The sequence below is a fragment of the Sinomicrobium endophyticum genome (assembly GCF_052983315.1).
In genome coordinates this window covers 33,553-55,664 of sequence record NZ_JBRKIS010000059.1, presented here as the reverse complement: position 1 = coordinate 55,664, position 22,112 = coordinate 33,553, and the positions used below count along the sequence as shown (strand labels likewise).

At 44.3% G+C, this 22,112-nt stretch carries 23 protein-coding genes and 1 tRNA gene; 17 read left to right on the top strand and 7 right to left on the bottom strand.

All coding sequences use genetic code 11. From position 1 onward, the window contains the following. Positions 1–132 precede the first annotated feature (132 nt). From ACVBDU_RS21615 to ribB, 9 genes are all read left to right on the top strand, one after another. On the top strand, positions 133–771 hold the full coding sequence (locus ACVBDU_RS21615; protein ID WP_447181771.1) for a peroxiredoxin: 639 nt from the start codon (positions 133–135) through the stop codon (positions 769–771). Positions 772–937: 166 nt separating this feature from the next. Further along, the gene (locus tag ACVBDU_RS21610) at positions 938–1,243 is read left to right on the top strand and encodes a thioredoxin family protein (protein ID WP_447181777.1); all 306 of its coding nucleotides are present in this window, start codon (positions 938–940) and stop codon (positions 1,241–1,243) included. A 38-nt stretch (positions 1,244–1,281) separates the two neighbouring features. Then, positions 1,282–1,539 carry a DUF6952 family protein gene (locus ACVBDU_RS21605; protein ID WP_447174297.1) on the top strand — a complete coding sequence of 86 codons (258 nt, stop codon included), beginning with the start codon at positions 1,282–1,284 and terminating at the stop codon, positions 1,537–1,539. A gap of 163 nt (positions 1,540–1,702) precedes the next feature. After that, positions 1,703–2,203, top strand: coding sequence for a thiol peroxidase (gene tpx, locus ACVBDU_RS21600; RefSeq protein WP_447181770.1), 501 nt, complete (start codon positions 1,703–1,705; stop codon positions 2,201–2,203). Positions 2,204–2,286: 83 nt separating this feature from the next. Further along, positions 2,287–2,646: a diacylglycerol kinase gene (locus ACVBDU_RS21595; RefSeq protein WP_447181769.1), complete on the top strand. Its 360-nt coding sequence runs from the start codon at positions 2,287–2,289 to the stop codon at positions 2,644–2,646. 84 nt (positions 2,647–2,730) lie between these two features. Continuing rightward, complete coding sequence (locus tag ACVBDU_RS21590) at positions 2,731–5,208, top strand: DNA translocase FtsK (RefSeq protein WP_447181768.1); 2,478 nt, start codon at positions 2,731–2,733, stop codon at positions 5,206–5,208. A 69-nt stretch (positions 5,209–5,277) separates the two neighbouring features. Further along, the gene (gene lolA1, locus ACVBDU_RS21585) at positions 5,278–5,940 is read left to right on the top strand and encodes an outer membrane lipoprotein periplasmic chaperone LolA1 (protein ID WP_514372391.1); all 663 of its coding nucleotides are present in this window, start codon (positions 5,278–5,280) and stop codon (positions 5,938–5,940) included. A gap of 66 nt (positions 5,941–6,006) precedes the next feature. After that, entirely contained in the window at positions 6,007–7,494 is a 1,488-nt protein-coding gene (locus ACVBDU_RS21580; protein ID WP_447181767.1) for an LptF/LptG family permease, read from the top strand. A gap of 99 nt (positions 7,495–7,593) precedes the next feature. After that, the gene (gene ribB / locus ACVBDU_RS21575) at positions 7,594–8,742 is read left to right on the top strand and encodes a 3,4-dihydroxy-2-butanone-4-phosphate synthase (protein WP_447181766.1); all 1,149 of its coding nucleotides are present in this window, start codon (positions 7,594–7,596) and stop codon (positions 8,740–8,742) included. A 104-nt stretch (positions 8,743–8,846) separates the two neighbouring features. Here ribB and ACVBDU_RS21570 read toward each other — a convergent pair whose 3' ends face one another. Both ACVBDU_RS21570 and ACVBDU_RS21565 read right to left on the bottom strand, forming a co-directional pair. Further along, the gene (locus tag ACVBDU_RS21570) at positions 8,847–10,043 is read right to left on the bottom strand and encodes a DegT/DnrJ/EryC1/StrS family aminotransferase (protein WP_447181765.1); all 1,197 of its coding nucleotides are present in this window, start codon (positions 10,041–10,043) and stop codon (positions 8,847–8,849) included. Between the two features lie 78 nt (positions 10,044–10,121). Next, on the bottom strand, positions 10,122–10,754 hold the full coding sequence (locus ACVBDU_RS21565) for an NAD(P)H-dependent oxidoreductase (RefSeq protein ID WP_447181764.1): 633 nt from the start codon (positions 10,752–10,754) through the stop codon (positions 10,122–10,124). Between the two features lie 151 nt (positions 10,755–10,905). On the opposite strand from ACVBDU_RS21565, the gene ACVBDU_RS21560 reads away from it, so the two are divergent. Together ACVBDU_RS21560 and ACVBDU_RS21555 are read left to right on the top strand one after the other, a co-directional pair. Beyond that, positions 10,906–11,301: an acyl-CoA thioesterase gene (locus ACVBDU_RS21560; RefSeq protein ID WP_447181763.1), complete on the top strand. Its 396-nt coding sequence runs from the start codon at positions 10,906–10,908 to the stop codon at positions 11,299–11,301. Positions 11,302–11,441: 140 nt separating this feature from the next. Beyond that, entirely contained in the window at positions 11,442–11,864 is a 423-nt protein-coding gene (locus ACVBDU_RS21555; protein ID WP_447181762.1) for a hypothetical protein, read from the top strand. Positions 11,865–11,965: 101 nt separating this feature from the next. Here ACVBDU_RS21555 and ACVBDU_RS21550 read toward each other — a convergent pair whose 3' ends face one another. The 3 genes from ACVBDU_RS21550 to ACVBDU_RS21540 form a co-directional block, all read right to left on the bottom strand. Next, positions 11,966–12,562, bottom strand: coding sequence for a hypothetical protein (locus ACVBDU_RS21550; RefSeq protein WP_447181761.1), 597 nt, complete (start codon positions 12,560–12,562; stop codon positions 11,966–11,968). 191 nt (positions 12,563–12,753) lie between these two features. Then, positions 12,754–12,838 (bottom strand) — tRNA-Ser (locus ACVBDU_RS21545). A 420-nt stretch (positions 12,839–13,258) separates the two neighbouring features. After that, a complete protein-coding gene (locus tag ACVBDU_RS21540) occupies positions 13,259–14,320 on the bottom strand; it encodes an NADH:flavin oxidoreductase (RefSeq protein ID WP_447181760.1) in 1,062 nt (353 codons plus the stop codon). A 193-nt stretch (positions 14,321–14,513) separates the two neighbouring features. Between ACVBDU_RS21540 and ACVBDU_RS21535 the strand changes: the two genes are divergently transcribed. Both ACVBDU_RS21535 and ACVBDU_RS21530 read left to right on the top strand, forming a co-directional pair. Beyond that, entirely contained in the window at positions 14,514–14,873 is a 360-nt protein-coding gene (locus tag ACVBDU_RS21535; RefSeq protein ID WP_447181759.1) for a winged helix-turn-helix transcriptional regulator, read from the top strand. A 189-nt stretch (positions 14,874–15,062) separates the two neighbouring features. Next, positions 15,063–15,686 carry a response regulator gene (locus ACVBDU_RS21530; protein ID WP_447181758.1) on the top strand — a complete coding sequence of 208 codons (624 nt, stop codon included), beginning with the start codon at positions 15,063–15,065 and terminating at the stop codon, positions 15,684–15,686. A gap of 209 nt (positions 15,687–15,895) precedes the next feature. Here the strand turns inward: ACVBDU_RS21530 and ACVBDU_RS21525 are convergent, their stop codons facing one another. Together ACVBDU_RS21525 and ACVBDU_RS21520 are read right to left on the bottom strand one after the other, a co-directional pair. Then, complete coding sequence (locus ACVBDU_RS21525) at positions 15,896–16,234, bottom strand: hypothetical protein (RefSeq protein ID WP_447181757.1); 339 nt, start codon at positions 16,232–16,234, stop codon at positions 15,896–15,898. A gap of 55 nt (positions 16,235–16,289) precedes the next feature. Beyond that, positions 16,290–17,561: an IgaA/UmoB family intracellular growth attenuator gene (locus ACVBDU_RS21520; RefSeq protein WP_447181756.1), complete on the bottom strand. Its 1,272-nt coding sequence runs from the start codon at positions 17,559–17,561 to the stop codon at positions 16,290–16,292. Positions 17,562–17,692: 131 nt separating this feature from the next. Between ACVBDU_RS21520 and ACVBDU_RS21515 the strand changes: the two genes are divergently transcribed. The 4 genes from ACVBDU_RS21515 to ACVBDU_RS21500 are packed head-to-tail and all read left to right on the top strand — an operon-like array spanning position 17,693 to position 22,111. After that, positions 17,693–18,499, top strand: coding sequence for a sterol desaturase family protein (locus ACVBDU_RS21515; protein WP_447181755.1), 807 nt, complete (start codon positions 17,693–17,695; stop codon positions 18,497–18,499). Further along, positions 18,496–20,367, top strand: a complete 1,872-nt coding sequence (locus tag ACVBDU_RS21510) for a beta-ketoacyl-ACP synthase III (protein WP_447181754.1) — start codon at positions 18,496–18,498, stop codon at positions 20,365–20,367. Before ACVBDU_RS21515 ends, ACVBDU_RS21510 begins: the two co-directional genes overlap by 4 nt. Before the next feature lie 32 nt (positions 20,368–20,399). Beyond that, complete coding sequence (locus ACVBDU_RS21505) at positions 20,400–21,212, top strand: fatty acid desaturase (RefSeq protein WP_447181753.1); 813 nt, start codon at positions 20,400–20,402, stop codon at positions 21,210–21,212. Continuing rightward, complete coding sequence (locus ACVBDU_RS21500) at positions 21,209–22,111, top strand: DUF6999 family protein (RefSeq protein ID WP_447181752.1); 903 nt, start codon at positions 21,209–21,211, stop codon at positions 22,109–22,111. Before ACVBDU_RS21505 ends, ACVBDU_RS21500 begins: the two co-directional genes overlap by 4 nt. The last annotated feature ends 1 nt before the right edge of the window (position 22,112 follow it).

The following is a 22,112-nucleotide window of genomic DNA, read 5'->3' as shown; positions in this document are numbered from 1 at the left end:
CACCTCCTTTTCTATTGCCATTAAGAACCTCTATCAAACTATAAAATATTATAATCTATCCCGATGCAAACAGACGGAATACTATGCCTACTTTTGCATCAGAAAATTATTAATACAGTAAAAATAACAACTATGGCATTAGTAGGTAAAAAGTTTCCTAACATAGCAGTAGACGCTATGAACGACATGGGTGATACATTCAAAGTGAATGTGTTGGAAGAAGCGATAAAAAATAAGAAAAAAGTGATCCTGTTCTGGTATCCGAAAGACTTTACTTTCGTATGTCCTACGGAATTACACGCTTTCCAGGCCGCTTTGCCGGAGTTTGACAAAAGGAATACACTGGTAGTAGGTGCCTCCTGCGATACTCCCGAAGTACACTTTGCCTGGTTGAACACAGCCAAAGATAACGGGGGAATCGAAGGTGTAACCTATCCGCTCCTTGCAGACAGCAACCGGAACCTGGCCAACATGCTTCGTATTCTTGACCTGCAGTCTGAAGTATACAACGAAGAAACCGATTCTTACGTTTATGAAGGAGATAATGTAACCTACAGGGCTACATTCCTTATCGACGAAGAAGGTACCGTATTCCACGAAAGTGTAAACCATATGCCGGTGGGACGTAACGTCAGCGAATTCCTGCGATTGATCGACGCTTACGCCCACGTACAAACACATGGAGAAGTATGCCCCGCTAACTGGGAAAACGGTAAAGAAGCCATGTCTGCCAACAGACAAGGTGTTGCCGAGTACCTTAGCGCCAACTAACAAACAGAACTGAAGTTCTTATTTTTTGGTGTTTGATTCCCGACTTTACCCTTACTGGTTAGAATTACTACGGGTAAAGTCGGGATACTTTCGCCGGGGGTCCGAACTCCGCTTCACGAAAAATCCCGGCACAACTGTAAAACCGAATGTAATAAAGAGTGTTATGATACAGGAATTAGAGAAAGACAACTTACCTGAAGTTGTTGCCGGAAATGACACGGTATTTGTTCAGTATTCTGCCGGATGGTGTGGCAACTGCCGTATTATGAAGCCGAAATTTAAGAAATTCGCTTCCGAAACGGAACATGCTTCCTTTGTAGTGGCCGATGCCGAAAAATTCCCGGAATCCAGAAAACTGGCAAATGTAGATAATCTGCCAACCTTTGCCGCCTTTAAAAACGGAAAACTGGTAAACCAGGTTCAGACCAATAAGACAGATGTTTTAAAATCATTTATCGAAGACAACAAATAACAGGCTGACCGGGACTGCCCTTTCTAAAAAGCGGAAATATGAAGTTACCTATAATAAAACATCTGGCGAATTTTATAGAAGAAAACGACCAGGACTATGTCATCGAAGCCATAGAAACCCTGGAAGCACTTACGGAAGTTCCTTCCCTTAAAGACGAGGAACTGGACGTAATAGGAGAACTTATCTCCAACATGTATGGTGCTGTTGAAGTAGATAAAATGGTAAAAGAAGGCATGTCCAGAAAAGAAGCTCTCAATGCTTTTATGGGCAGGGTTCTCGGCTCCATCGACAAATAAGCGTACCCGGTTGGGAAAAAATTGCTGATGATCCTCTTTCTCTTCGGAGAAAGGGGATTTTTTCTTTCCGGCCTTCCGGGTTTTTCCCTAAAGATTGGCTATCTTTACCATACTTTGTCCCATGCGCGGACAGCATAAGCAAATACATAAAAAAGAAATAAATATGGCAACAGTAACCCTTAAAGGAAATGCAATAAAAACTACAGGAGAATTACCTGGAAAAAACGAAAAAGCACCGGATTTTTCACTCGTTAAAAACGATCTTTCTTCTGCTTCTCTTAATGACTTCAAAGGTAAAAAGGTCGTACTGAATATCTTTCCGAGTGTAGATACCGGTACCTGCGCCGCTTCCGTACGCAAATTCAACCAGGAAGTATCCGAACTGGACAATACGGCCGTATTGTGTATTTCGAGGGATCTTCCCTTTGCACAGGCACGTTTTTGTGGTGCGGAAGGACTGGACAATGTAATTACCCTATCCGATTTTCGGGAAAGGGATTTCGGAAAAAACTACGGGGTGGAATTTGCAGACGGCCCCCTGGCCGGGCTGCTTTCCAGGTCGGTAGTGGTCATTGACGAAGAAGGTAAGGTTGTCTATACCCAGCAGGTTGCAGAGACCGTAGATGAACCGGATTACGAAGCTGCCATCCGTGCCTTGAAATAATCAGACTATATTAAAAAACGGCAGCGGGCAGCTTTATTATTTCTGTCAACTGCCGTTTTCAGTTGTTTACCAACACCAGGAACATGAGTTCTTTCTTCAAAAACAGGGTAAAAAGTATTCGGTATGCCACCAAAGGGGCTTTACTTCTGTTTCGTACGGAGGCCAGTATACAGGCGCAATTTGCCATAGCCTGTATCGTGACCGCCGCCGGTTTTTACTTCAAAATTTCTACTACGGAATGGATACTGCAAATACTCACCATAGCCGTTATTATGAGTATAGAAGGTATAAACACCGCCATAGAAAAAATGGCAGATTTCGTACATCCGGACCATCATCATAAAATAGGCATTATAAAAGACATTGCTGCGGGAGCCGTTTTTATCGCTGCCGTCACTGCCATTATTATCGGATGTATAATCTATATTCCCAAAATATTTTAAAAATATATTTTGATCCTGTACGTTTGTAATTTGTATTTTTGCTTTTAAACTTGCTGGGCAAGTACCATAAACCGAACGTATATAATGGCTAAAAAAAGGAACAGAAAAAAAGCTACCTCAACACAGCCCAAAACCTCAAGATTTACCTTTTCAAAACAAAATAAGATCATTCTCGGGAGTCTGGGTATGTTGTTAAGCGTTGCCCTGTGCATTGCTTTTGTCTCTTTTTTCTTTACCTGGCAACAGGATCAAAGCCTGCTATCCGAGTTTAGTGACAGGAATGCCCAGGCGGAAAACTGGCTGAACAAATTCGGGGCATCGGTAAGTTATTTTTTTATTTACAAAGGCTTCGGTGTTGCAGCTTTTATTTTCATCTACCTGTTTTTCCTTTCCGGACTGCACTGGTTTATTAACCTGGACAGGAAAAAACTTGTCAACCGCTGGGTCTGGGGACTTCTGGCTATCTTATGGTTTTCTGTGTTTTTCGGGTTTTTTGCTGCAAAAGCACCTCTCCTCGGTGGTGTTGTCGGTTATGAGATGAACGATTTCTTACAGGATTATATCGGTAAAGCCGGGGTTATTTTAATATTGCTTTTCGGTTTTATCGTATTTGCCGTGAAAAAACTGAAAGTCACTCCGGAGAAAATAGGCGCCCAATTCGCAGGAATGCGTGAAGGTATGCGCAAGGACCTTCACAGGATGCAACGGGAAAATCCTGCTGACGAAAACAAGGACGAACCCGCTATACGTACTACAGGTAACGAATCGCCTTCCCCTTTTGAAGTTGCCCTGGAAAACAAGGAAAAAGAAAATACGATTTCCAACTATTCACGTATAGACAAAACATCGGATGTAGATATCGAAAACTCCTTTGAAATAAAAATAGCAGGACAGGAAGAAAGTGAAATACCCACTACTTCTTCAACAACTTCCCATACCCCTGCTAAAGAGGAGAAACACGACGATATCCGGATGGAGATAAAAAAAATAGAAGAAGAAAAAGAAGAAACGGATATTCTTTCGGACAAACTGGTACAGGATTTCGGTGAATTCGACCCTAAGCTCGAACTCGGAAACTACCAGTTCCCTCCCCTCGACCTCCTCGTCGAGCACGGCGGACAAAGCGGTATTACCATCAACCAGGAGGAGCTGGAAGAAAATAAGAACAAGATCGTTGAGACCCTTAAACAATATAAGATAGATATATCCCAGATAAAGGCGACGATCGGGCCGACGGTGACCCTGTATGAAATTGTCCCGGCAGCCGGTGTAAGGATCTCCAAGATAAAAAACCTGGAAGACGATATCGCACTGTCCCTCGCCGCATTAGGCATACGTATTATTGCTCCTATTCCGGGTAAAGGCACCATAGGTATAGAAGTGCCGAACAAAAATCCCACTACCGTTTCCATGCGGTCCGTTATAGCATCCACCCGCTTCCATAATGCCGAAATGGAACTTCCCATTGCCCTGGGAAAAAATATCAGCAACGAAACTTTTGTGGTAGACCTGGCCAAGATGCCTCACCTGCTCATGGCAGGGGCTACCGGACAAGGTAAATCGGTGGGACTTAACGCCATACTCACCTCATTGCTGTATAAAAAACACCCGGCCGAAGTGAAGTTTGTACTGGTAGACCCCAAAAAGGTAGAACTTACCCTCTTCAATAAAATAGAAAGGCATTACCTGGCCAAACTTCCCGATACGGAAGAAGCTATTATTACCGACAACAACAAGGTGATCAATACCCTGAATTCCCTTTGTATTGAAATGGACAACCGCTACGAGCTGTTGAAAGACGCCATGGTGCGTAATATAAAAGAATACAATACCAAGTTCAAAGCACGTAAACTCAACCCTAACAGCGGACATAAATTCCTGCCGTATATCGTGCTGGTAGTCGACGAATTCGCCGACCTGATCATGACAGCGGGGAAAGAAGTGGAAACGCCTATTGCCAGATTGGCACAACTTGCACGGGCTATCGGTATACATCTTATCATTGCCACCCAAAGGCCTTCGGTAAATGTGATTACCGGTATCATCAAAGCGAACTTCCCGGCACGGATAGCTTTCCGGGTAACGTCAAAAATAGACTCCAGGACCATCCTGGACAGCCAGGGTGCGGATCAGCTTATAGGTCGCGGGGATATGCTCTACACCCAGGGCAATGATCTCGTTCGCCTGCAATGTGCTTTTGTCGACACCCCGGAAGTAAGTAAAATAACCGATTTCATAGGATCTCAAAAGGCGTATCCGGACGCACACCTGCTCCCGGAATATGTCGGAGAAGAATCTGGCACGGGTCTTGATATAGATCCAGGGGAGAGAGACGCCCTTTTTAAAGAGGCGGCAGAAGTTATTGTTATTGCCCAACAGGGATCGGCATCTCTCCTGCAACGAAAACTGAAACTGGGGTACAACAGGGCGGGAAGAATTATCGATCAGCTCGAAGCCGCAGGTATCGTAGGCCCGTTCGAAGGCAGCAAAGCCCGACAGGTACTCATACCCGACACCTATGCCCTGGAACAGTTCTTTAACAACGAACAAGGAAATAACTAGGCCCGGCTGTATTATATATTCATACGCAAAAAGGCTTGATGTAATAGAAATGAATTTGAATTGACTGTTATGAAGACAATATATGAAATAAGAAAAATAGTTACTATAATAGCTATAATGGTGGTCGGATTGGGATATGCGCAAAATCCGGATAAAGCAAAAACCCTGCTCGACGAGGTGTATAAAAAAGTGAAAAGCTACGATAACATCCATGTAGATTTCAAGTATGCCCTGGAAAACAAAGCGGAAAATATTAAACAGGAAACCCGGGGAGATGTAACCATCCAGGGTGAAAAATATCTTTTCAACTATCTGGGTGCCACTAAAATATTCGATGGTAATAAAGTAATTACCATTATTCCCGAAAACGAAGAAGTAGTGATCGAAAGCCCGGATGTGGAGGACGAAAATACCATTACCCCTTCCAAAATGCTTACCTTTTACCGGCAGGGATATAACTACAGCTGGGATATTTTGCAAAATGTAAGAGGAAGGCAGATCCAGTATATAAAGCTCATTCCCATAGATACCGAAGCGGAAGCCAAAGAAATACTTCTGGGTATCGATGCACAAACAAAGCATATATACAACCTGATACAGACGGGGCAGAACGGAACGAAGACCACCATAACGGTAAATTCGTTTAAAACCAATCAACCCCTGTCCGGAAACCTGTTCAAGTTCAACGCCAAAAAGTACGAAGACGACGGGTATTACATTATAGAGCAATAATTCAAAGACTAACACCGGTTCCGGAAGTCCATAAAACTTCAACACCGGACATGGAATTTCCGTACATTGAAGATCTTAGACCGATATATCTTATCCCGATTCCTGTTCAACTTCATCAGTTGTTTTACCATACTGATGATCATCTTTATTTTCCAGGCTATATGGCTCTTTATCGATGACCTTGCCGGGAAAGGGCTCGATCTGTGGGTTATCGGAAAGTTCCTGTTGTATTATTCACCCAGCCTGGTGCCTACGGTATTGCCGTTCACCGTTTTGCTGGCTTCCCTGATGACATTCGGCAGTTTTGCGGAAAATTATGAATTTGCCGCTATGAAATCTTCAGGGATATCCCTGTACCGGGCCATGCGGAGTCTTATCGTATTTATGATTGCCCTGGGCGCCTTTACCTTCTACTTTGCCAACAGTATCATCCCGAGAGCAGAGTTCAAAGCCTATAACCTCAAACAGAACATTGCCAAAGTAAAACCCGCTATGGCCATTTCCGAAGGTATGTTTAACGACATACAGGACATGAACATCAAAGTGGAAAAAAAACACGGAAAGGATGACAGGCTTCTCGACAATGTCATTTTACATCAGAAAAATTCCAAAGGAGAGAACAAAACAGTAATTAAAGCCAGGAAAGGAGAACTCATCAGCAATGAGAAATCCGATATATTGAAGCTCAAACTGATGGATGGGTATTATTATGAGGACCAGACACCCTCCAACCCGAAAAACCTGGACAATTATCCGCATGCCAAAGCAGAGTTCGAAGTATATACGATAAATGTAGACCTGTCCGATATGAACGAGATGAACCTGGAAGACGAGAGTTACAATACATACAAAATGTATAACGTAACCGAGCTCGCTTATCTTATCGATTCTATCGAACAGAACAACAGTACTACCGTACGAAACTTTAGCGACAATATATATAAGCGTACGGGAATTACTTCTATGAACCGTTCTTCCGGAGCCGATACGCAACAACAGGACAGCACGAAAAATAAAAAGAAAGTCGTAGTCGTTGAAGAAAAAGCTCCGGTTTCGAAAAATCCGGAGGATATCCTGAGTCTTTTTGAAGGAAGGAAAAGAGAACAGGTAGTGGAAACCGCCCTTAGCAATATAACCAACATTGTCAACACCATAGACAGCAGGAAGGCGGAATTGCAGCGAAAAGACATGGTACTTAACTATTATATCATGGCTATGCACAGTAAATACGCCCTGGCCTTTGCCTGTGTTATCCTTTTCTTTGTAGGAGCTCCGCTCGGGGCTATTATCCGCAAGGGAGGGCTCGGACTTCCCATGGTAGTAGGTATCGGATTATTCCTTTCTTATCACTTTCTGGGTATGTTTGCCAGGAATTACGCCAAAGATGCCAGCATACCTCCTATCCTGGGTTCATGGTTATCTACCATTGTTATGCTCCCCCTCGGCATATTTCTTACCCGAAGGGCAACGGCAGACAAAGGTCTGCTGAATTTAGACAGTATCATGGACCCGGTCCGAAACCTCATAGGCAGATTGCGGAAAAAGGAAAAATAAGAAATCATCTCCATGCCCTTAAGGCCTGAAAAGCCATACCCTTACCATGATATCAACCCATAAAAATTAGGTATCTTTGTACCTTTTAATCCAGTAAAGATGAACACCACAACAATGGAAGAACCCGAAATAAAACTGAATACTATCGCAGAGGCCATTGCAGATATACGCAACGGTAAGATCGTAATTGTAGTTGATGACGAAGACAGGGAAAATGAAGGGGATTTTGTCGCAGCTGCGGAAATGGTTTCCCCGGAAATGATCAATTTCATGGCCACTCATGGTCGTGGCCTTATATGCGCCCCGCTTACGGAAAAGCGGTGTAAGGAATTAGGGCTGACTGCCATGGTACACAACAATACGGACCCTATGGAAACCGCGTTTACCGTATCGGTAGACCTGAGGGGTAACGGGGTTACCACGGGAATATCTGCAGGAGACAGGGCCAAGACCGTAAAGGCTCTTATAGATCCGGACACCAAACCTTTTGAACTTGCAAGGCCCGGCCATATATTTCCCCTCATCGCAAAAGAAGGTGGGGTATTGCGCAGAACAGGCCATACGGAAGCTGCCATAGACCTGGCCCGCCTGGCCGGACTGGCACCCGCCGGTGTTATCGTGGAAGTGATGAACGAAGACGGTTCTATGGCCCGGTTACCACAACTGCTGGAGATCGCGAAAAAAATGGATCTGAAAATAGTATCTATCGAAGACCTTATTGCCTACAGAATGCAGCACGACAGCCTGATAGAAAAAAAGGAGGACTTCGATATTGAGACACGCTTCGGAAATTTCCGTTTAAGGGCTTATGTGCAAACGACAAACAAGCAGGTCCACATAGCACTTACCAAAGGTAGCTGGAAACTTGGCGATCCCGTACTTACCAGGATCAATTCCACACTGGTGAATAACGATATACTGGGGACGCTTACCAATAACCTGGACAAAAAACTGGACGGCATGTTCCGCGTCATCAATAAAGAAGGCCGTGGTGCCATTGTCTTTATCAATCAGCAGAACCAATCCCTCAACCTGCTTCAGCGACTGGGCCGTTTAAAGGAATTACAAAAAGAAGGCATTGTAAAAGCACCGAAGGTAGTGCTCGATCAGAAAGATTTCGGTATCGGTGCCCAGATACTTCACGACCTGGACATTTCGCAGATTCGCCTGGTATCCAATTCGGAACAGACCAAGCGGGTAGGTATCATCGGTTATGGACTGGAGATTGTCGAATATGTGAATTACTAGAAATATCTATAAACAAATAACTGTCATTCCGGATAAGATAAAACTTTTGTCCGGAATGACAGTTTTATTTTTAGCGCCTTTTATATTCCGTATAAAAACAGGTTCTACCCTATATTGTCTTTAATCACCCGTACCATTTTTTCAGCCCTTTCCTTCGTTTGTTCATCGGTCCAGCCGAGTTTGATGAGCACGGAAACAGTACGTCCGATTATCGCATCGGAAGCAGAAAAATCAATTTTGTCGTAATCCTGCATACCGTCAATGATTTCCCGTGGCATTTTTCCAAGAGATTTCAACTGTTTTAAATGCTCCCATTTTTTGATATAGTGCCAGTTGTTATCATACCAGTAAAAACAGCCATCTACGCCTGCTTCTCCCAGTGCTTTGTGTACTTTACGGGTTACAAGCTCATCCGGCAGGAAGAAACTTAAAAAAGAGTAGTTTTCCTCCGCTCCTTCCGGCACTTTACGAAATGTTATTTCTGGAATAGCCTCCAGGGCCTGTCGTAAAACCGTGTAATTCTTTTTCTGTATTTCCAGGAAATCATTCAGCCTGGATACCTGTGCCAGCCCCACTGCCGCGTGCAGTTCGGAGATACGATAATTGTACCCGAGAAAAGGATGTTGTTCCGCTCCGCGATCGTTACCGGCATGATCATGCCCGTGATCGGAATAATGATCGGCATGTTTTGCATAGTCGGGATTATTGGTAATCACAGCACCACCTTCCCCGCAGGTTATGGTCTTTACATAATCAAAAGAAAAGCACCCCATATCCCCGTAGCTTCCCAACGGTTTACCGTCGTATGTTCCTCCTATGGCCTGGCAGGCGTCTTCCAGCAAAAGTAAGTCGTGCTTATCGCATATGGCTTTTAGTTCACGCAACTGTGCCGGGGAGCCGCACATGTGTACGGGCATTACTACCCGGGTACGCGGGGTAATAGCCTTTTCCACTGCTGCCGGGTCCAGGGTAAGGGTTTCGTCTATATCCACCAGTACCGGAACAGCTCCCACGGCCATTAGGGATTCGAAGCTGGCCACAAAAGTAAAAACAGGCATAATCACCTCATCCCCCGCCCCTACACCGGCGCTGGCCAGGGCTACCGTTAAGGCTGCCGTTCCGCTGCTTACCAATTGGGTATGTTGCACCTGCATTCTATCACATAATGCCGCTTCCAGTTCTTTTGCTTTCCAGTGGCCTTTACGCATACCGTCAAAGCCGTATCGCATCAGGACACCATTGTCCAGTACATCGTTCAGATGTTTTCGTTCCGTATCTCCAAAGAGTTCAAATCCGGGCATAAATCGTATAATTTATAAAGTTATCTTGCTTTTTGTGTTTTATCAGGATGTATGGAAAAGTGGCTGAAATCAGGGCGTTTATTTTATTTCGATCACGCTTTCGCTTATTTCTTTACGCACCTTTTCCATCGTAGAAAAAATATCGTCTTCCGCACGATAGCCTACGGGCATAATAAGGACAGATCTCAGTCCTTCGTGGCCCAGTCCGAGTACTTTATCAAACTCTCCCGGCAGAAAGCCTTCCATCGGACAGGCGTCTATTTTCTCCATGGCACATACGGTGAGCAGGTTACCCATGGCGAGATAAGCCTGGTTTTTGGCCCAGGATTCGATTTCTTCACTGGTTTTTTTGTTAAAATCGGCTATGAGAAAATCCCGGTAAGGCTTTAATACCTCTTCCGAAGTATTGCGAACGGCCTTTACTTTATCGAAATAACTGCGGATGAACTCTTCGTCTATGACGGTTTCTATGCAGAATATCAACAAATGGGAAGCGTCGGTTACCTGTTTCTGGTCAAATGCATGGGGAAGCAGTTCCTCTCTCTTGTCCGGATCACCTACTATAACAAGTTTTACAGGTTGCAAACCAAAGGAAAGCGCTGTAAGATTAAAGGCCTCTTTCAGTATTTCCACCTGGTCGTTGCCTAATTTACGTGCAGCATCAAATTTTTTGGTGGCATAGCGCCATCGTAACTGGTCTATAGTGTTCATTTTATATCATTTTGGATAAAATTGAGGTCCAATAAGATTTCTTTATCCACATCCTTTGCCGGAAACCCCATTCGGATAAATACATAACAAATGTAAGAATAATGGGTAAAGAAATAGTATTTTTGAACTTCAAATTAACAATATCATACGAATGAACGATCGCATACAAGAACGTATTAACAATGCGGAAACCCATATATTCAAAGCTGTTTTCCCGAATACCACCAATCATTACGACACTCTTTTCGGAGGTACTGCCCTCCAACTGATGGACGAGGCTTCTTTTATATGTGCCACCCGGTTTAGCCGTAAAAAAGTAGTCACCGTATCTACAGATAAAATAGATTTTACCAAACCCATTCCACAAGGGACATTAGTAGAACTGATAGCTCACATTACCAAAGTAGGCCGGACCAGTTGCGTTGTTCAGGTAGATATTTTCATGGAAAACATGTACGAAGATATACGTGAAAAAGCCGTTTCCGGTAAATTTACTTTTGTAGCAGTAGATGATGACAAAAATCCTACGCCGATCGTAGATGAATAAGACCGGAAAAATCACTCCTGTCCTTTTTATGTGCCGGCCGGACAATCCCTGCTATCCGGTTAACCATTTATTAATACCAATTAAGTGATTATTTCAAACAAAAGAAATAACTTACACGTCAATTATTAAATTTAACACGTATGAAAAATTTAGTTCTATTGACGATCCTGTTTTTTACCATGTCGTTTACCGGCCATGGTAATTCTACGACAGAAGAGATTTCAAATGATCCGGTAAATCCCGTGCAAACTCATGACATCCGTTTGGGCCTTGTCACAACATCCGGTACCCCTACACTATCCGGAAGTTATGACCTGGGAGGGTTTTATGCCATGAATATGGAAACCGGGGATTACTATTACTCCTATCCGAACAGGGTAAACGGTTTTTTTAAATTGCCCGCTTTTATTTACAACCTCCCCGAAGGTACTTACGAATTCGGTGCGTTTCAGGGACAGGGCGGATGGATGGCCGTTAGCCCGAAAACAGTGACTATCGGTTCGGGTATGGATGATGAGTCGGGTTACATTACCCTGTACCTCGATATCGCCTGGGAGGAATAACGAGAAAAATAAGCATGATTGCCCTCGATTTTCCTGAATAGCAATATAAACCAGAAGCCCGGTATTCTATTTTTGTACCGGGCTTTTTTTATTGGAAGCCTTTACTTGCATGTACTCTTCAAATGAAATTTCCCCTCCTTATCCGTTTCCATAGTATATCCGTTTTCCAGCATATATTTAAAGTCAGATCTGCCATGTAAGTGCCATAATAAATACCCGTACTCACACCTGCTTTTCAAGTTTCCGTTTTTGAATTCCCTTTCAATTACAGGGATTAATTTATCTGCCATGGTGAATGGTGTATGTAAAAGAATTACTATAGGGTTAAAATCTATATCGATTTCTCCCAATCCCTTCAGTCGGTCTGCTGACGGAAATCCGTATTCATCAATTATGGAGATCATCCTTTGCACTTGGACAGAATCGTTAGGGCTGATAATAGTTCTCCATATATCTTTTTTTAGCTTTTCCGACAAAGTGTCTGTATCAGACATAGTTATACTATCCGAATTTGACTTAAAAACACCATATTCCACATAATTCCTAAGGCTTTGATCTAATTTATACATCAATTTTAATTCTTTAATCAAATCATCTGCATTTTGCTTCAATAAAGAATCCTTTTCTGCCTGAGCGCTTAATATTATTGGTGACAGAATGGAAAATACAAAGTAAATAATGGGGTTCGGAATTGGCATAGTAGAAACTTAATTGAAGTAAATATACATAATTAAGCCATAAGGTTTAGGGTAAGAAAAAAAACAGAAGTTGCTTGATTTCCATTTTGCAATTATGTATCGGTTATCACAAGTCAACTACCTCGGGGCAATCCCGATAAGAATATAAAAAATAAAACCCTTACAAATATTACATCTGTAAGGGCTTTTCGCGGAGAAAGAGGGATTCGAACCCCCGGAGGTGTGACCCTCAACAGTTTTCAAGACTGCCGCATTCGACCACTCTGCCATTTCTCCTTAGCGGATGCAAATATAGAAAGCTTTTTTTGTTCTGGCAAAAGATTTTTTTTGGTTTTTTAGTTCCCGGGATATTACTTTGAACTGAGAATTATCGGATAAAATATACAGGAGACATTCACATCTCCCGGTACATCCGCCTTTTTCATAAAATTTACGATTGGGATTACAGGCGTCATCGTGTTCCGCAACGGACTTTATATCATAGTAGCCGGCTCAATTACCGGTGCGTTTTCCGGTCAAAATAGGGGTTTTCATTTTACAATGCATACCAATAAAATACCTCTTGTCCCGATAATTCTCGGGACAAGAGGTAGTCAAACCAGCAAACCTTAGCACATTTCAATACGGAGTCCTCCGATATCCCGATAATATCGGGATCAGGACAGGTGTTGAGGAATAAGACTCATTTAATGGAATTTAATACAGCTTTTTCAGGCTGGAAGCTTCAAAAGTCTGTATTTCCTCAAATTGACGTTCTTTAACCTTGAGTACCCAGTTGGGATCCTGCAATATAGAACGGCCTATGGCTACCAGGTCAAAATCTCCCCGTTCGTGCCTTCTCACCAGCTCTTCGATTCCGGTAGCAGATGCCCCTTCTCCATTCCACACTCCCATAAAATCACCGGAAAGCCCTACCGACCCCACGGTAATGGTAGGTTTCCCGGATACTTTTTTCAACCATCCGGCAAAATTAAGGTCCGAACCTTCGAATTCCGGTTCCCAGTACCTTCGTTGTGACCCGTGAAAGATATCTACCCCGGCTTCGGCCAAAGGAACTATCCAGCTTTCCAGTTCTTCGGGTGTATACGCCAGTTTCGCCGTATAATCCTGCTGCTTCCATTGCGAAATACGCAGGATAATCACCATATCGGGGCCTACAGACTTACGAACGGCTTTGACTACTTCCACGGCAAACCTGCTGCGTTCTTTTATGCTTTTCCCTCCGAAATCGTCTGTTCTGTGGTTCATTCCTTCCCAGAAGAACTGGTCTATAAGATAACCATGAGCCCCGTGAAGTTCCAAGGCATCGAAACCGAGATCTTTAGCATACCGGGCAGATTCGGCAAAAGCCCCGATCGTATTTTCTATATCTTCAACAGACATGGTGTCCGGGCTTTCCATGGGGGCATCCGGACGCCATTCTCCTGCAATGGTATCTCCAACATGCCATATCTGGGGCGCTATTTTACCACCTGCCGCGTGTACTCCTTCCACAACCTTTTTCCATCCTTCCAGGGCACGGTCCCCGTAAAAATCCGGAATATCCTTCAGGTTCTTCGAAGCAGGACGATTAATTACCGTTCCTTCCGTTAAAATCAGGCCAACTTCTCCCAACGCCCTCCTTTTATAGTAATCAGCCACATTTCCGGCAGGTATGCCATCTATGGCAAAAGCCCTGGTCATCGGGGCCATAACAAACCTGTTGTCTAAAGATAATCCTTTGTAAACAAAAGGCTTAAAAAGTGTTTCTACATTCATTGCTGTTTTCTTTTTTTTAATTCCAACTAAAATACCGTACAAAATTAAGACTAATAGTTTATTTTTGTAACCTATATCGGTTTATAGTGGTAACCATAAAGTAACCAGTTATGAAATGCCCATAACCAAATTTTTCAGACACCTCCCGATAACCATCGGGATGACTTTTGAAAACAAATAAATATTAGAGTATATGAAAAAAGAAATATTTAAATATAGCGATTGCCCGATGCACCGCTCTATGGCCATCCTGGGTTCTAAATGGAAACCCATCATTATTTACGCGCTCAGAGACCGGAAAGCACGTTTCGGCCAGTTGCACGCCGCTATAGGTACTATTTCCAAAAAAGTACTTACCGATATGCTGAAAGAACTGGAAGAAGACCACATACTACTGCGACAGGAATTTAAGGAATTACCGCCACGGGTAGAATACAGGCTTACCGAAAAGGGAAAAGCACTGATTCCCATAATGATAGAACTTATAAAATGGGACAACAGCCATTACGAATACGATAAATCCGGATACGTTGTAAAAGCAGTGGCCGGATAAGAAATCCGTCCATGTCCCGCACCATACCTTTCCTTCTCCGGCCCTGTTCCTGAATACCGGGCTCTGAACATGCAAAAAATACCTGAAATACGGGATATAAGAAAAACGATTTGTACCGTATCTTCGTACACATATTTCAGGTAAACAGGCAGGCACTTTCCGTTACAGGAAAGTTTAAAAAAAACAGAAATGATACAAGTATATATCACAGACGATCATCCCATTGTTCAGGAAGGCCTTAAAAACCTTCTGGCTACCAGGGATGAGATTTCCCTTAAAGGAGTTTTCCAGAATGGCAAAGACACTGTGGATGCCCTTGCAAAGGCAGAACCGGACGTACTGTTACTGGACATCAACCTTCCGGATATCAGCGGTATTGAGCTGAGCAAACAAATACGTGATGCTTACCCGGAGCTGAAAATTATCGTGCTTAGCGTACATAATGAAAAAGCGGTAATAAGCAGTGTGCTGCAAAACGGGGTCAACGGATATGTCCTTAAAAATTCCATAGGCGATGAAATTATCCAGGCCATCCATAAAGTTATAGACGGTGAACTGTATATGTGCAGGCAAACGAAGGAAATTTATGAAAACCAGGACAACAACGGCCCGGATTTTATCCCCAAAATAACCCGTAGGGAAAAGGAGATCCTGCAACTGGTAACCGAAGGGCTCACCTCCTCACAGATTGCGGAAAAACTGTTTATCAGCCCGTATACGGTAGAAACTCATCGTAAAAACCTGATGGAGAAATTTGACGTCAGCAACATGACAGCCATTATCAAATACGCTACCGAATTCAAATTGCTCTGATCGGCAGATCCGGAACTCCCATGTTCCACAACAAACAGGCCTTCATGTAACATCATCATGTAAGCTACATGAAATACCTTCATCCCGACGGGATAAAACCAAATCAAGGGGCGGGTAGATTACCTTCACCCGGTATGATATGAAGACCCCAACCACTCCGGCTTAAAGTTCACCGGTTTGGAGTTGACTAAAAATCCGTTTTGTCACCGCTACCGTTTCATTTCTTCGGCCTTTTTTAGTCGTACGACAATGGTATCCCTGTTATCCTGCCCCGATTTCCACAATATTTTTTCCGGCTTATAGCCTTCCTTTTCGATGTGAAACTTAAGGCGTGGACGACAGGTAAGCCCGTTACTGATACGATGCCCCCAGAAATAACCGGTACTATCGGTAACCGAAGCATATTGCGGATCGTTTTCATAGTACGTTACATTCCGCACGGGCCTTCCCGTTTCGGCATCGACTACCATACACTGTAAACTCTGCATGCAATCGCAGGAAAAAAGACATAATGCCGTAATCGATCCGAAACAAAAGTTTCTCCACATTTTCATTCGCTTTTACAATAAGCCGGCCCTCCGGCAGATCACAATATACTAAAATTCAGAGCTCGCCCGGATAGATTACCGCGGAATAATACTCCCTTATTTTTTGTTTTCTTTCTTTATCTTTAATATACCCGTTCAGGGCCAGGGGCACATGCACCAGTAACAATAACATCCCGGAAATCACCAGGAAAGGAGCAGCCATATATTCCCAGGCCAGTGCAAACGAATCGGCCGAAGCTCCCTGTATCCACCATTTGCTTTTCTGCATACTCACAGATATCCCGGAGCTGAAAACCAGGGCCAGGACTACGGTAGCCACTCCCACTATGGCTGCGGCCACATGACGAAACCACTGTCCGGACGGAAACTTCTTCTCTTCTTCATCTAAGGACAGATGCGGACCAAAACGCATCAGCCAGCCTTCCTTTGTCACTTCGGCATTTACCGGGTTTTCGCTATAAGCCAGCATAAAAGGCAACCAGTCCCGGTTAAACTTCAGTTCCAGGCTTCCCATACGGGCTACCATACCTTCTATTTGAGAGGAGGCATTGCTCAAGTGGGCCAGGAATGTAGGAACACCATGTAAAACCCGCACCGGGGCAGGAGAAGGCCACTTAGGGACCCGCCAAAGTCTCCAGAGACAAAACAAAAAAAGGGATACACCCGAAATAACTCCCCAATGAGCGTATTGTCCCAATACAGCACTAAGTCCAAGCAGAAAAAAAGCAACCGAAAGCAATAGGGCTCCGCCCACCCCCGCTGCTGCTTTTTCCGCAGCCTCTATTTCCATGGGCGTTTGGTTACGATTGGAAATAAGCCTTACTTCCGTGCCTTCTTCATTCCCTCCCGGCAGTTTTCCGGTCTCCCCCTTCTCCATCTGTTCTTTGGTGTGCATACTGTGCGACAGGGAATATCTGCCATTCAAGGAAAGTACCAACGGATTCTTCTCCGTTTTAACCACCTCCGCCGTATTAATTTCCTGTACGTAATTAAGCCCTTCATCCTCCAGGGTCACTTCGAGTCCGCCTATCATATTATGCCATTCCGTATTATACCGCGTGGTAATTCCGTGGCGATCGAACAACCCTTTCATGATATACACATCATCCCCGGTACGTTTATAAAACTTTTTTCTCTGTCCTTTCTGTTGTTGCAGGCGATCGAGAAGTTTACATTCCTCCGGGATTAGTTTCCGGTGAAATACCATTTCCTTTTCCGCTTCACGCGATGAAGAACGGTCTTTTGAACGCCGGGAAAAATAAGTAATGGCGTTGACCAGGGAATAGATCAGAATCCCGAATACCAACACATAATATAAAACACCCATAACTTTTATTCCTTAACTTATACTACAAACTTCAAAGTTTCCATGAATTTCTGCAATCCCAGAAAACAGGGATTTTCCGAAGGTTAAATACTCCATTGTAACGAGACTTATTTTTATATATTTACAAGCAGGTGCTGGCACATTTCCGAAAAATCCTGGTTTTCTGGGATTCCATGCCGTGGGGAGACACTGTATTTTTGTATCATATGCCGGAAAAAATAATCATATGGAGTTTTGAAACATGGTATCATACGGTTATCAGCATGTTCCTGTTCTTTAATCTCCTCTACTGGGGCAGCGCTTTGGGAGGACAGTTACTCCTGAAGTTTTTCCACCGGAAAGCTGTAATAAGTACGGTAGACAACGACAACATACGCCCGGGACAGGTAAAACGGGAAATATCAAAATCAATGACTTCTATTGTAGTCTTCAGCCTGCAGGGCATTATTTTTCAGCAGGGGATACAGCACGGCTGGCTGCATCTTTCCTATGCATTCAACTGGATGTGCCTTATAGAAATCCCTGTTCTTTTTCTCTGGAATGAGGTTCATTTTTACCTGTGCCATGCCCTGATGCACCGAAAATGGTTTATGCGCCACGTTCACGCCGAACATCACCGTTCCAAAGAACCTACGGTATTTTCTACCTATAGTTTTCACTGGTTCGAAGCCTTTTTGCTGGGCACGGTTATTATTCCCCCACTTATGGTATATCCGTTCCAGGTGGTATCCGCCCTTTCCCTGCCCGTAATGAGCATACTCATCAATATGCTGGGGCACAGTAATTACGAGTTATACCGGGGCGCCAATAACAATCACCTGCTTAAATTCTCCTATCGTCATAGTATGCATCACAAAACGGGCAGGGGAAATTTCGGATTTATGCTACCCTGGTTCGACCGGTTGTTTCACACCACTTATAAACCAAAAGAAAAATGAACAAAGTATATATTACTTCCGCCGGGGCTTTTTTGCCTAATACCGCGGTAACGAACGAGGAAATGGAAGATTTCCTCGGCACTATAAACGGAACCCCTTCGCGTAAAAAAGCGGTTTTCCTGCGTAAAAACGGTATCAAAACTCGTTTTTACGCTATAGATAAATCACAGAAAACCACACATAAAGCCTATGAAATGGCAGCGCTGGCCATTGAAAACTGCCTTTCCGGTGCGGGGATCCCGAAATCGGATATCGATTTTCTTAGCGCCGGCACTACACAAAGCGACCTCCCCGTCCCGGGATTTGCCAGTATGGTTCACGGGGAAAGCGGACTGGACCGTTGTGGCATTTCTTCTCACCAGAGCGTATGCGCCTCCGGGCTTATGGCCATTAAAAATGCCTATATGCACGTACAGTCCGGCGAAATGAAAAATGCCGTATGCTGTGCCGCGGAGCTGTCGAGCAGGATGTTCAAGTCCAAACGGTTCAAATACCAGTCTTCCATACTTCAACAGGAAGAAATTCCCCTGGAGACCGAGTTCCTGCGATGGATGCTGAGCGATGGCGCAGGGGCTTTATTGCTGCAGGACAAACCCGCGGCAAACGGATTGTCGCTGGAAGTGAATTGGGTGGATTTACAGTCGCACGCCAATGCCTATGATGTTTGTATGTATACAGGTACGCAGAAAAACAAGGATGGTTCCGTATCCGCAACCTGGCTCGACTACGATTCCGTATCCGATGCCGACCGCGACGGTATGATAAACCTGCGCCAGGATATGGGACTGGTGGAAAATATCGTAAAACTCGGGGTAAACCGCTTTTTTGAACTCATCGACCTCCAAAAGATAGACCCGAAAAACATCGACTGGTTGCTGTGTCATTATTCGTCCCATCACTTTAAACCCCAGATCGTGGACCTACTACACAAAGGAGGCCTCGATATCTCCGATGAAAAATGGTATACCACCCTGTATGACAAAGGTAATATGGGGTCGGCTTCTATTTTCGTAACCATAAAAGAACTGATGGACAGTGGCAGATTACAGGAAGGACAAAACATTCTGTGTATGGTACCGGAAAGCGGCCGTTTTATAACAGGTTTTATGTCACTGAAAGTGGTATCCGGGAAAAAACAAATGCCTTCGGATGAACTGAACAGGGAAATACTGGCCCCGGAGATCCATACGGACGGAAAGCCGGTGCAGGAATGGCTGGTGCGGCAACTTACCAATACCTGGTTTGATTTCGAACGTTCTTTACAGGATGTGCCAATGGTGCAAAAGATCTACAACGGAACGCTTACCCTGGACGAATACAAGCGTTTGCTGGTAAACCTTCGGCAACAGGTCATCGATGGTTCGCAATGGATCGCCCGGGCGGCATCTAACGTAAGTATGGAACATTTTCCCGTACGCTCGTCCTTTATCCGCCATTCTTCGGACGAACACCGGGATTATCAGCTCCTGGAAAAAAATTATCTCCGGTGTGGCGGTAAGGAAGAAGATATCCTCACCGGGAATAAAAATATCGGTAGCGAAGCCCTGAGTGCCTTTATGTTTCACCGGGCCAGCCAGCCCGATCCTTTCGATCTGCTGGGCGGCATGTTCATCATAGAAGGGCTCGGAAACCGGGTGGCCGGTAAATGGGGACGCGCCATAAAACAACAACTGGGACTAAATGACGACCAGGTATCGTTTCTGATCTATCACGAGAGCAGTGACAGTAACGAAAATCACTTTGAGCGTTTTGAAAAGGCCATCCAAAGTGACCTGTTAACGAAGGAAGTTGCCGAAAAGATCGTCAAAACGGCCAAAGTAGTGGCCAGACTATACAAAATGCAACTGGAAGAAATAGACAATTTTTAAAATACAACTCCCGGTTTCCGTAAAGCTCAGAAATGACAGGATTACTCATATACTGTACCATATATTACCTCGCTGCCGGGGTGGCTATTGTTATCGGGTACCATCGTCATTTATCCCACCGCGCTTTAAAACTTAAAAAGTGGTTTGCCTACCTCATCGTTACCGCCGGGTTGCCGGCCGGAACTCCCGTACAATGGGTAGGCAATCACAGGTATCACCATGCACATACGGATGTGGAAAACGACCCGCATTCCCCGGTTATACAAGGCTTTTGGTATGCTCATAATGGCTGGTATATCCAATCCGCGAACCGGCTGCTTTGCTTTTTTTATGCCATTGCAGGCCCTATCAGGTTCCTGGTAGATGCCTGGAACCGTCCCAGGACCAACCAGCAATACAATGACCTGGCACAGGATGTGGCGGGTGATCCTTATTACAGCTTTATCAGCAAACCGTGGCCTTACTTTATTGCTCTCTGGATGCATGCTGTCATCGCCTTCGGACTGGCCTTTTATTTCTGGGGATTAACCGGTTTTTTCGCTTTGTGGATTACACTTATTATCATTTTCAATTTCGGAGATGCCATAGACAGTGTAGCCCATTTGTACGGCGAACAGCCTTACAGAAAAAAGGATCACGCCCGTAACAATCTTATAATGGCTATATTTACTCTCGGGGATGGCTGGCATGCCGATCACCATCAGTTTCCCGGCAGTGCGAAGGTAGGGTTCAAAAAAGGGAGGGTCGATATATCCTGGCACTTTATTCGGTTGCTGAGATTTTTAAAGATCGCTTATGACATACGGGTAGCTTCTTCGGAAACCGTAAAAAAACAATTGAGATGAAAAATTATTCCGAATATTTCGAATCCCTGGAAAACAATCCGAAGGACCCCAGCCACTGGCATGCCCTGTACCTGGATCAAAGTATACCGTTTAGCCGGGATGCCAAAGCGGCTTTTTTATACGATGCGAGCAGCAAGACCCGCCAATTCCTGAACCCGGTAGTACGGGTGCTGGCCCGCCTTTCCATTCACATCATGCAGGTCCTGAAAATATTTATTCCCAATCTGGTCAATGCTCCCAAGGCATTACACTGGAGCTTGTATATGGGAATGAAATACTTTATTACCCCGGAAGCAAATTTCCTTATTCTCCGCCATTTTTACCTGGGATCGGAAGTGCTCCGCTTTATAAAGGACAATGTGGACGGAGCCGAAGAAATTCCCATGAACCCGCTGAAACCCGTTTCGGTGAGTGAAGTGAAGGACAATCTTTTCCTGGAACACGATCTCAACCTCTACAATTTTATCATCAATCTGAACAAGGCCCTGGAACAAAGCGGTAAAATGGTAATGAAAAAAGAAAATCCCGATTTCAGCGCCATTTCCACGGAGCCTATACCCTTTGAAGAGTTCCGTAACGGGTGGACTAATTTTCTCGACCTGGGTACGGCTATCGAGATTTTTACTCCCGTCTACCAGTTTTTCCTTACGGACAACGATTTCTGGCGTGCCACCAATTCCCTGCAACTGGATGAAGTCATAGGATTATATGCCGCTACCATTATGGATTGCCCCGAGAAACTGGTAGCTTTGAACAATAAGCATCCCATGATACCATTACCTACTGCCGGGGCTGCTTTCCGGTTGTTGTTACACGGTTTTTCCACCGAGGTGTTACATGCCTTGCTCGTGGAAGCCAAATTAAAACAACAGGAACAGGCACTAAATCCGCATTCCTGAT

Bases quoted from the DNA above. Each gene is read 5' to 3' on its own strand.
- ACVBDU_RS21615 (WP_447181771.1), top strand. From the start codon at position 133: ATGGCATTAGTAGGTAAAAAGTTTCCTAACATAGCAGTAGACGCTATG.
- ACVBDU_RS21605 (WP_447174297.1), top strand. From the start codon at position 1,282: ATGAAGTTACCTATAATAAAACATCTGGCGAATTTTATAGAAGAAAAC.
- tpx (WP_447181770.1), top strand. From the start codon at position 1,703: ATGGCAACAGTAACCCTTAAAGGAAATGCAATAAAAACTACAGGAGAA.
- ACVBDU_RS21595 (WP_447181769.1), top strand. From the start codon at position 2,287: ATGAGTTCTTTCTTCAAAAACAGGGTAAAAAGTATTCGGTATGCCACC.
- ACVBDU_RS21590 (WP_447181768.1), top strand. From the start codon at position 2,731: ATGGCTAAAAAAAGGAACAGAAAAAAAGCTACCTCAACACAGCCCAAA.
- lolA1 (WP_514372391.1), top strand. From the start codon at position 5,278: ATGAAGACAATATATGAAATAAGAAAAATAGTTACTATAATAGCTATA.
- ribB (WP_447181766.1), top strand. From the start codon at position 7,594: ATGAACACCACAACAATGGAAGAACCCGAAATAAAACTGAATACTATC.
- ACVBDU_RS21570 (WP_447181765.1), bottom strand. From the start codon at position 10,043: ATGCCCGGATTTGAACTCTTTGGAGATACGGAACGAAAACATCTGAAC.
- ACVBDU_RS21565 (WP_447181764.1), bottom strand. From the start codon at position 10,754: ATGAACACTATAGACCAGTTACGATGGCGCTATGCCACCAAAAAATTT.
- ACVBDU_RS21560 (WP_447181763.1), top strand. From the start codon at position 10,906: ATGAACGATCGCATACAAGAACGTATTAACAATGCGGAAACCCATATA.
- ACVBDU_RS21555 (WP_447181762.1), top strand. From the start codon at position 11,442: ATGAAAAATTTAGTTCTATTGACGATCCTGTTTTTTACCATGTCGTTT.
- ACVBDU_RS21550 (WP_447181761.1), bottom strand. From the start codon at position 12,562: ATGCCAATTCCGAACCCCATTATTTACTTTGTATTTTCCATTCTGTCA.
- ACVBDU_RS21540 (WP_447181760.1), bottom strand. From the start codon at position 14,320: ATGAATGTAGAAACACTTTTTAAGCCTTTTGTTTACAAAGGATTATCT.
- ACVBDU_RS21535 (WP_447181759.1), top strand. From the start codon at position 14,514: ATGAAAAAAGAAATATTTAAATATAGCGATTGCCCGATGCACCGCTCT.
- ACVBDU_RS21530 (WP_447181758.1), top strand. From the start codon at position 15,063: ATGATACAAGTATATATCACAGACGATCATCCCATTGTTCAGGAAGGC.
- ACVBDU_RS21525 (WP_447181757.1), bottom strand. From the start codon at position 16,234: ATGTGGAGAAACTTTTGTTTCGGATCGATTACGGCATTATGTCTTTTT.
- ACVBDU_RS21520 (WP_447181756.1), bottom strand. From the start codon at position 17,561: ATGGGTGTTTTATATTATGTGTTGGTATTCGGGATTCTGATCTATTCC.
- ACVBDU_RS21510 (WP_447181754.1), top strand. From the start codon at position 18,496: ATGAACAAAGTATATATTACTTCCGCCGGGGCTTTTTTGCCTAATACC.
- ACVBDU_RS21505 (WP_447181753.1), top strand. From the start codon at position 20,400: ATGACAGGATTACTCATATACTGTACCATATATTACCTCGCTGCCGGG.
- ACVBDU_RS21500 (WP_447181752.1), top strand. From the start codon at position 21,209: ATGAAAAATTATTCCGAATATTTCGAATCCCTGGAAAACAATCCGAAG.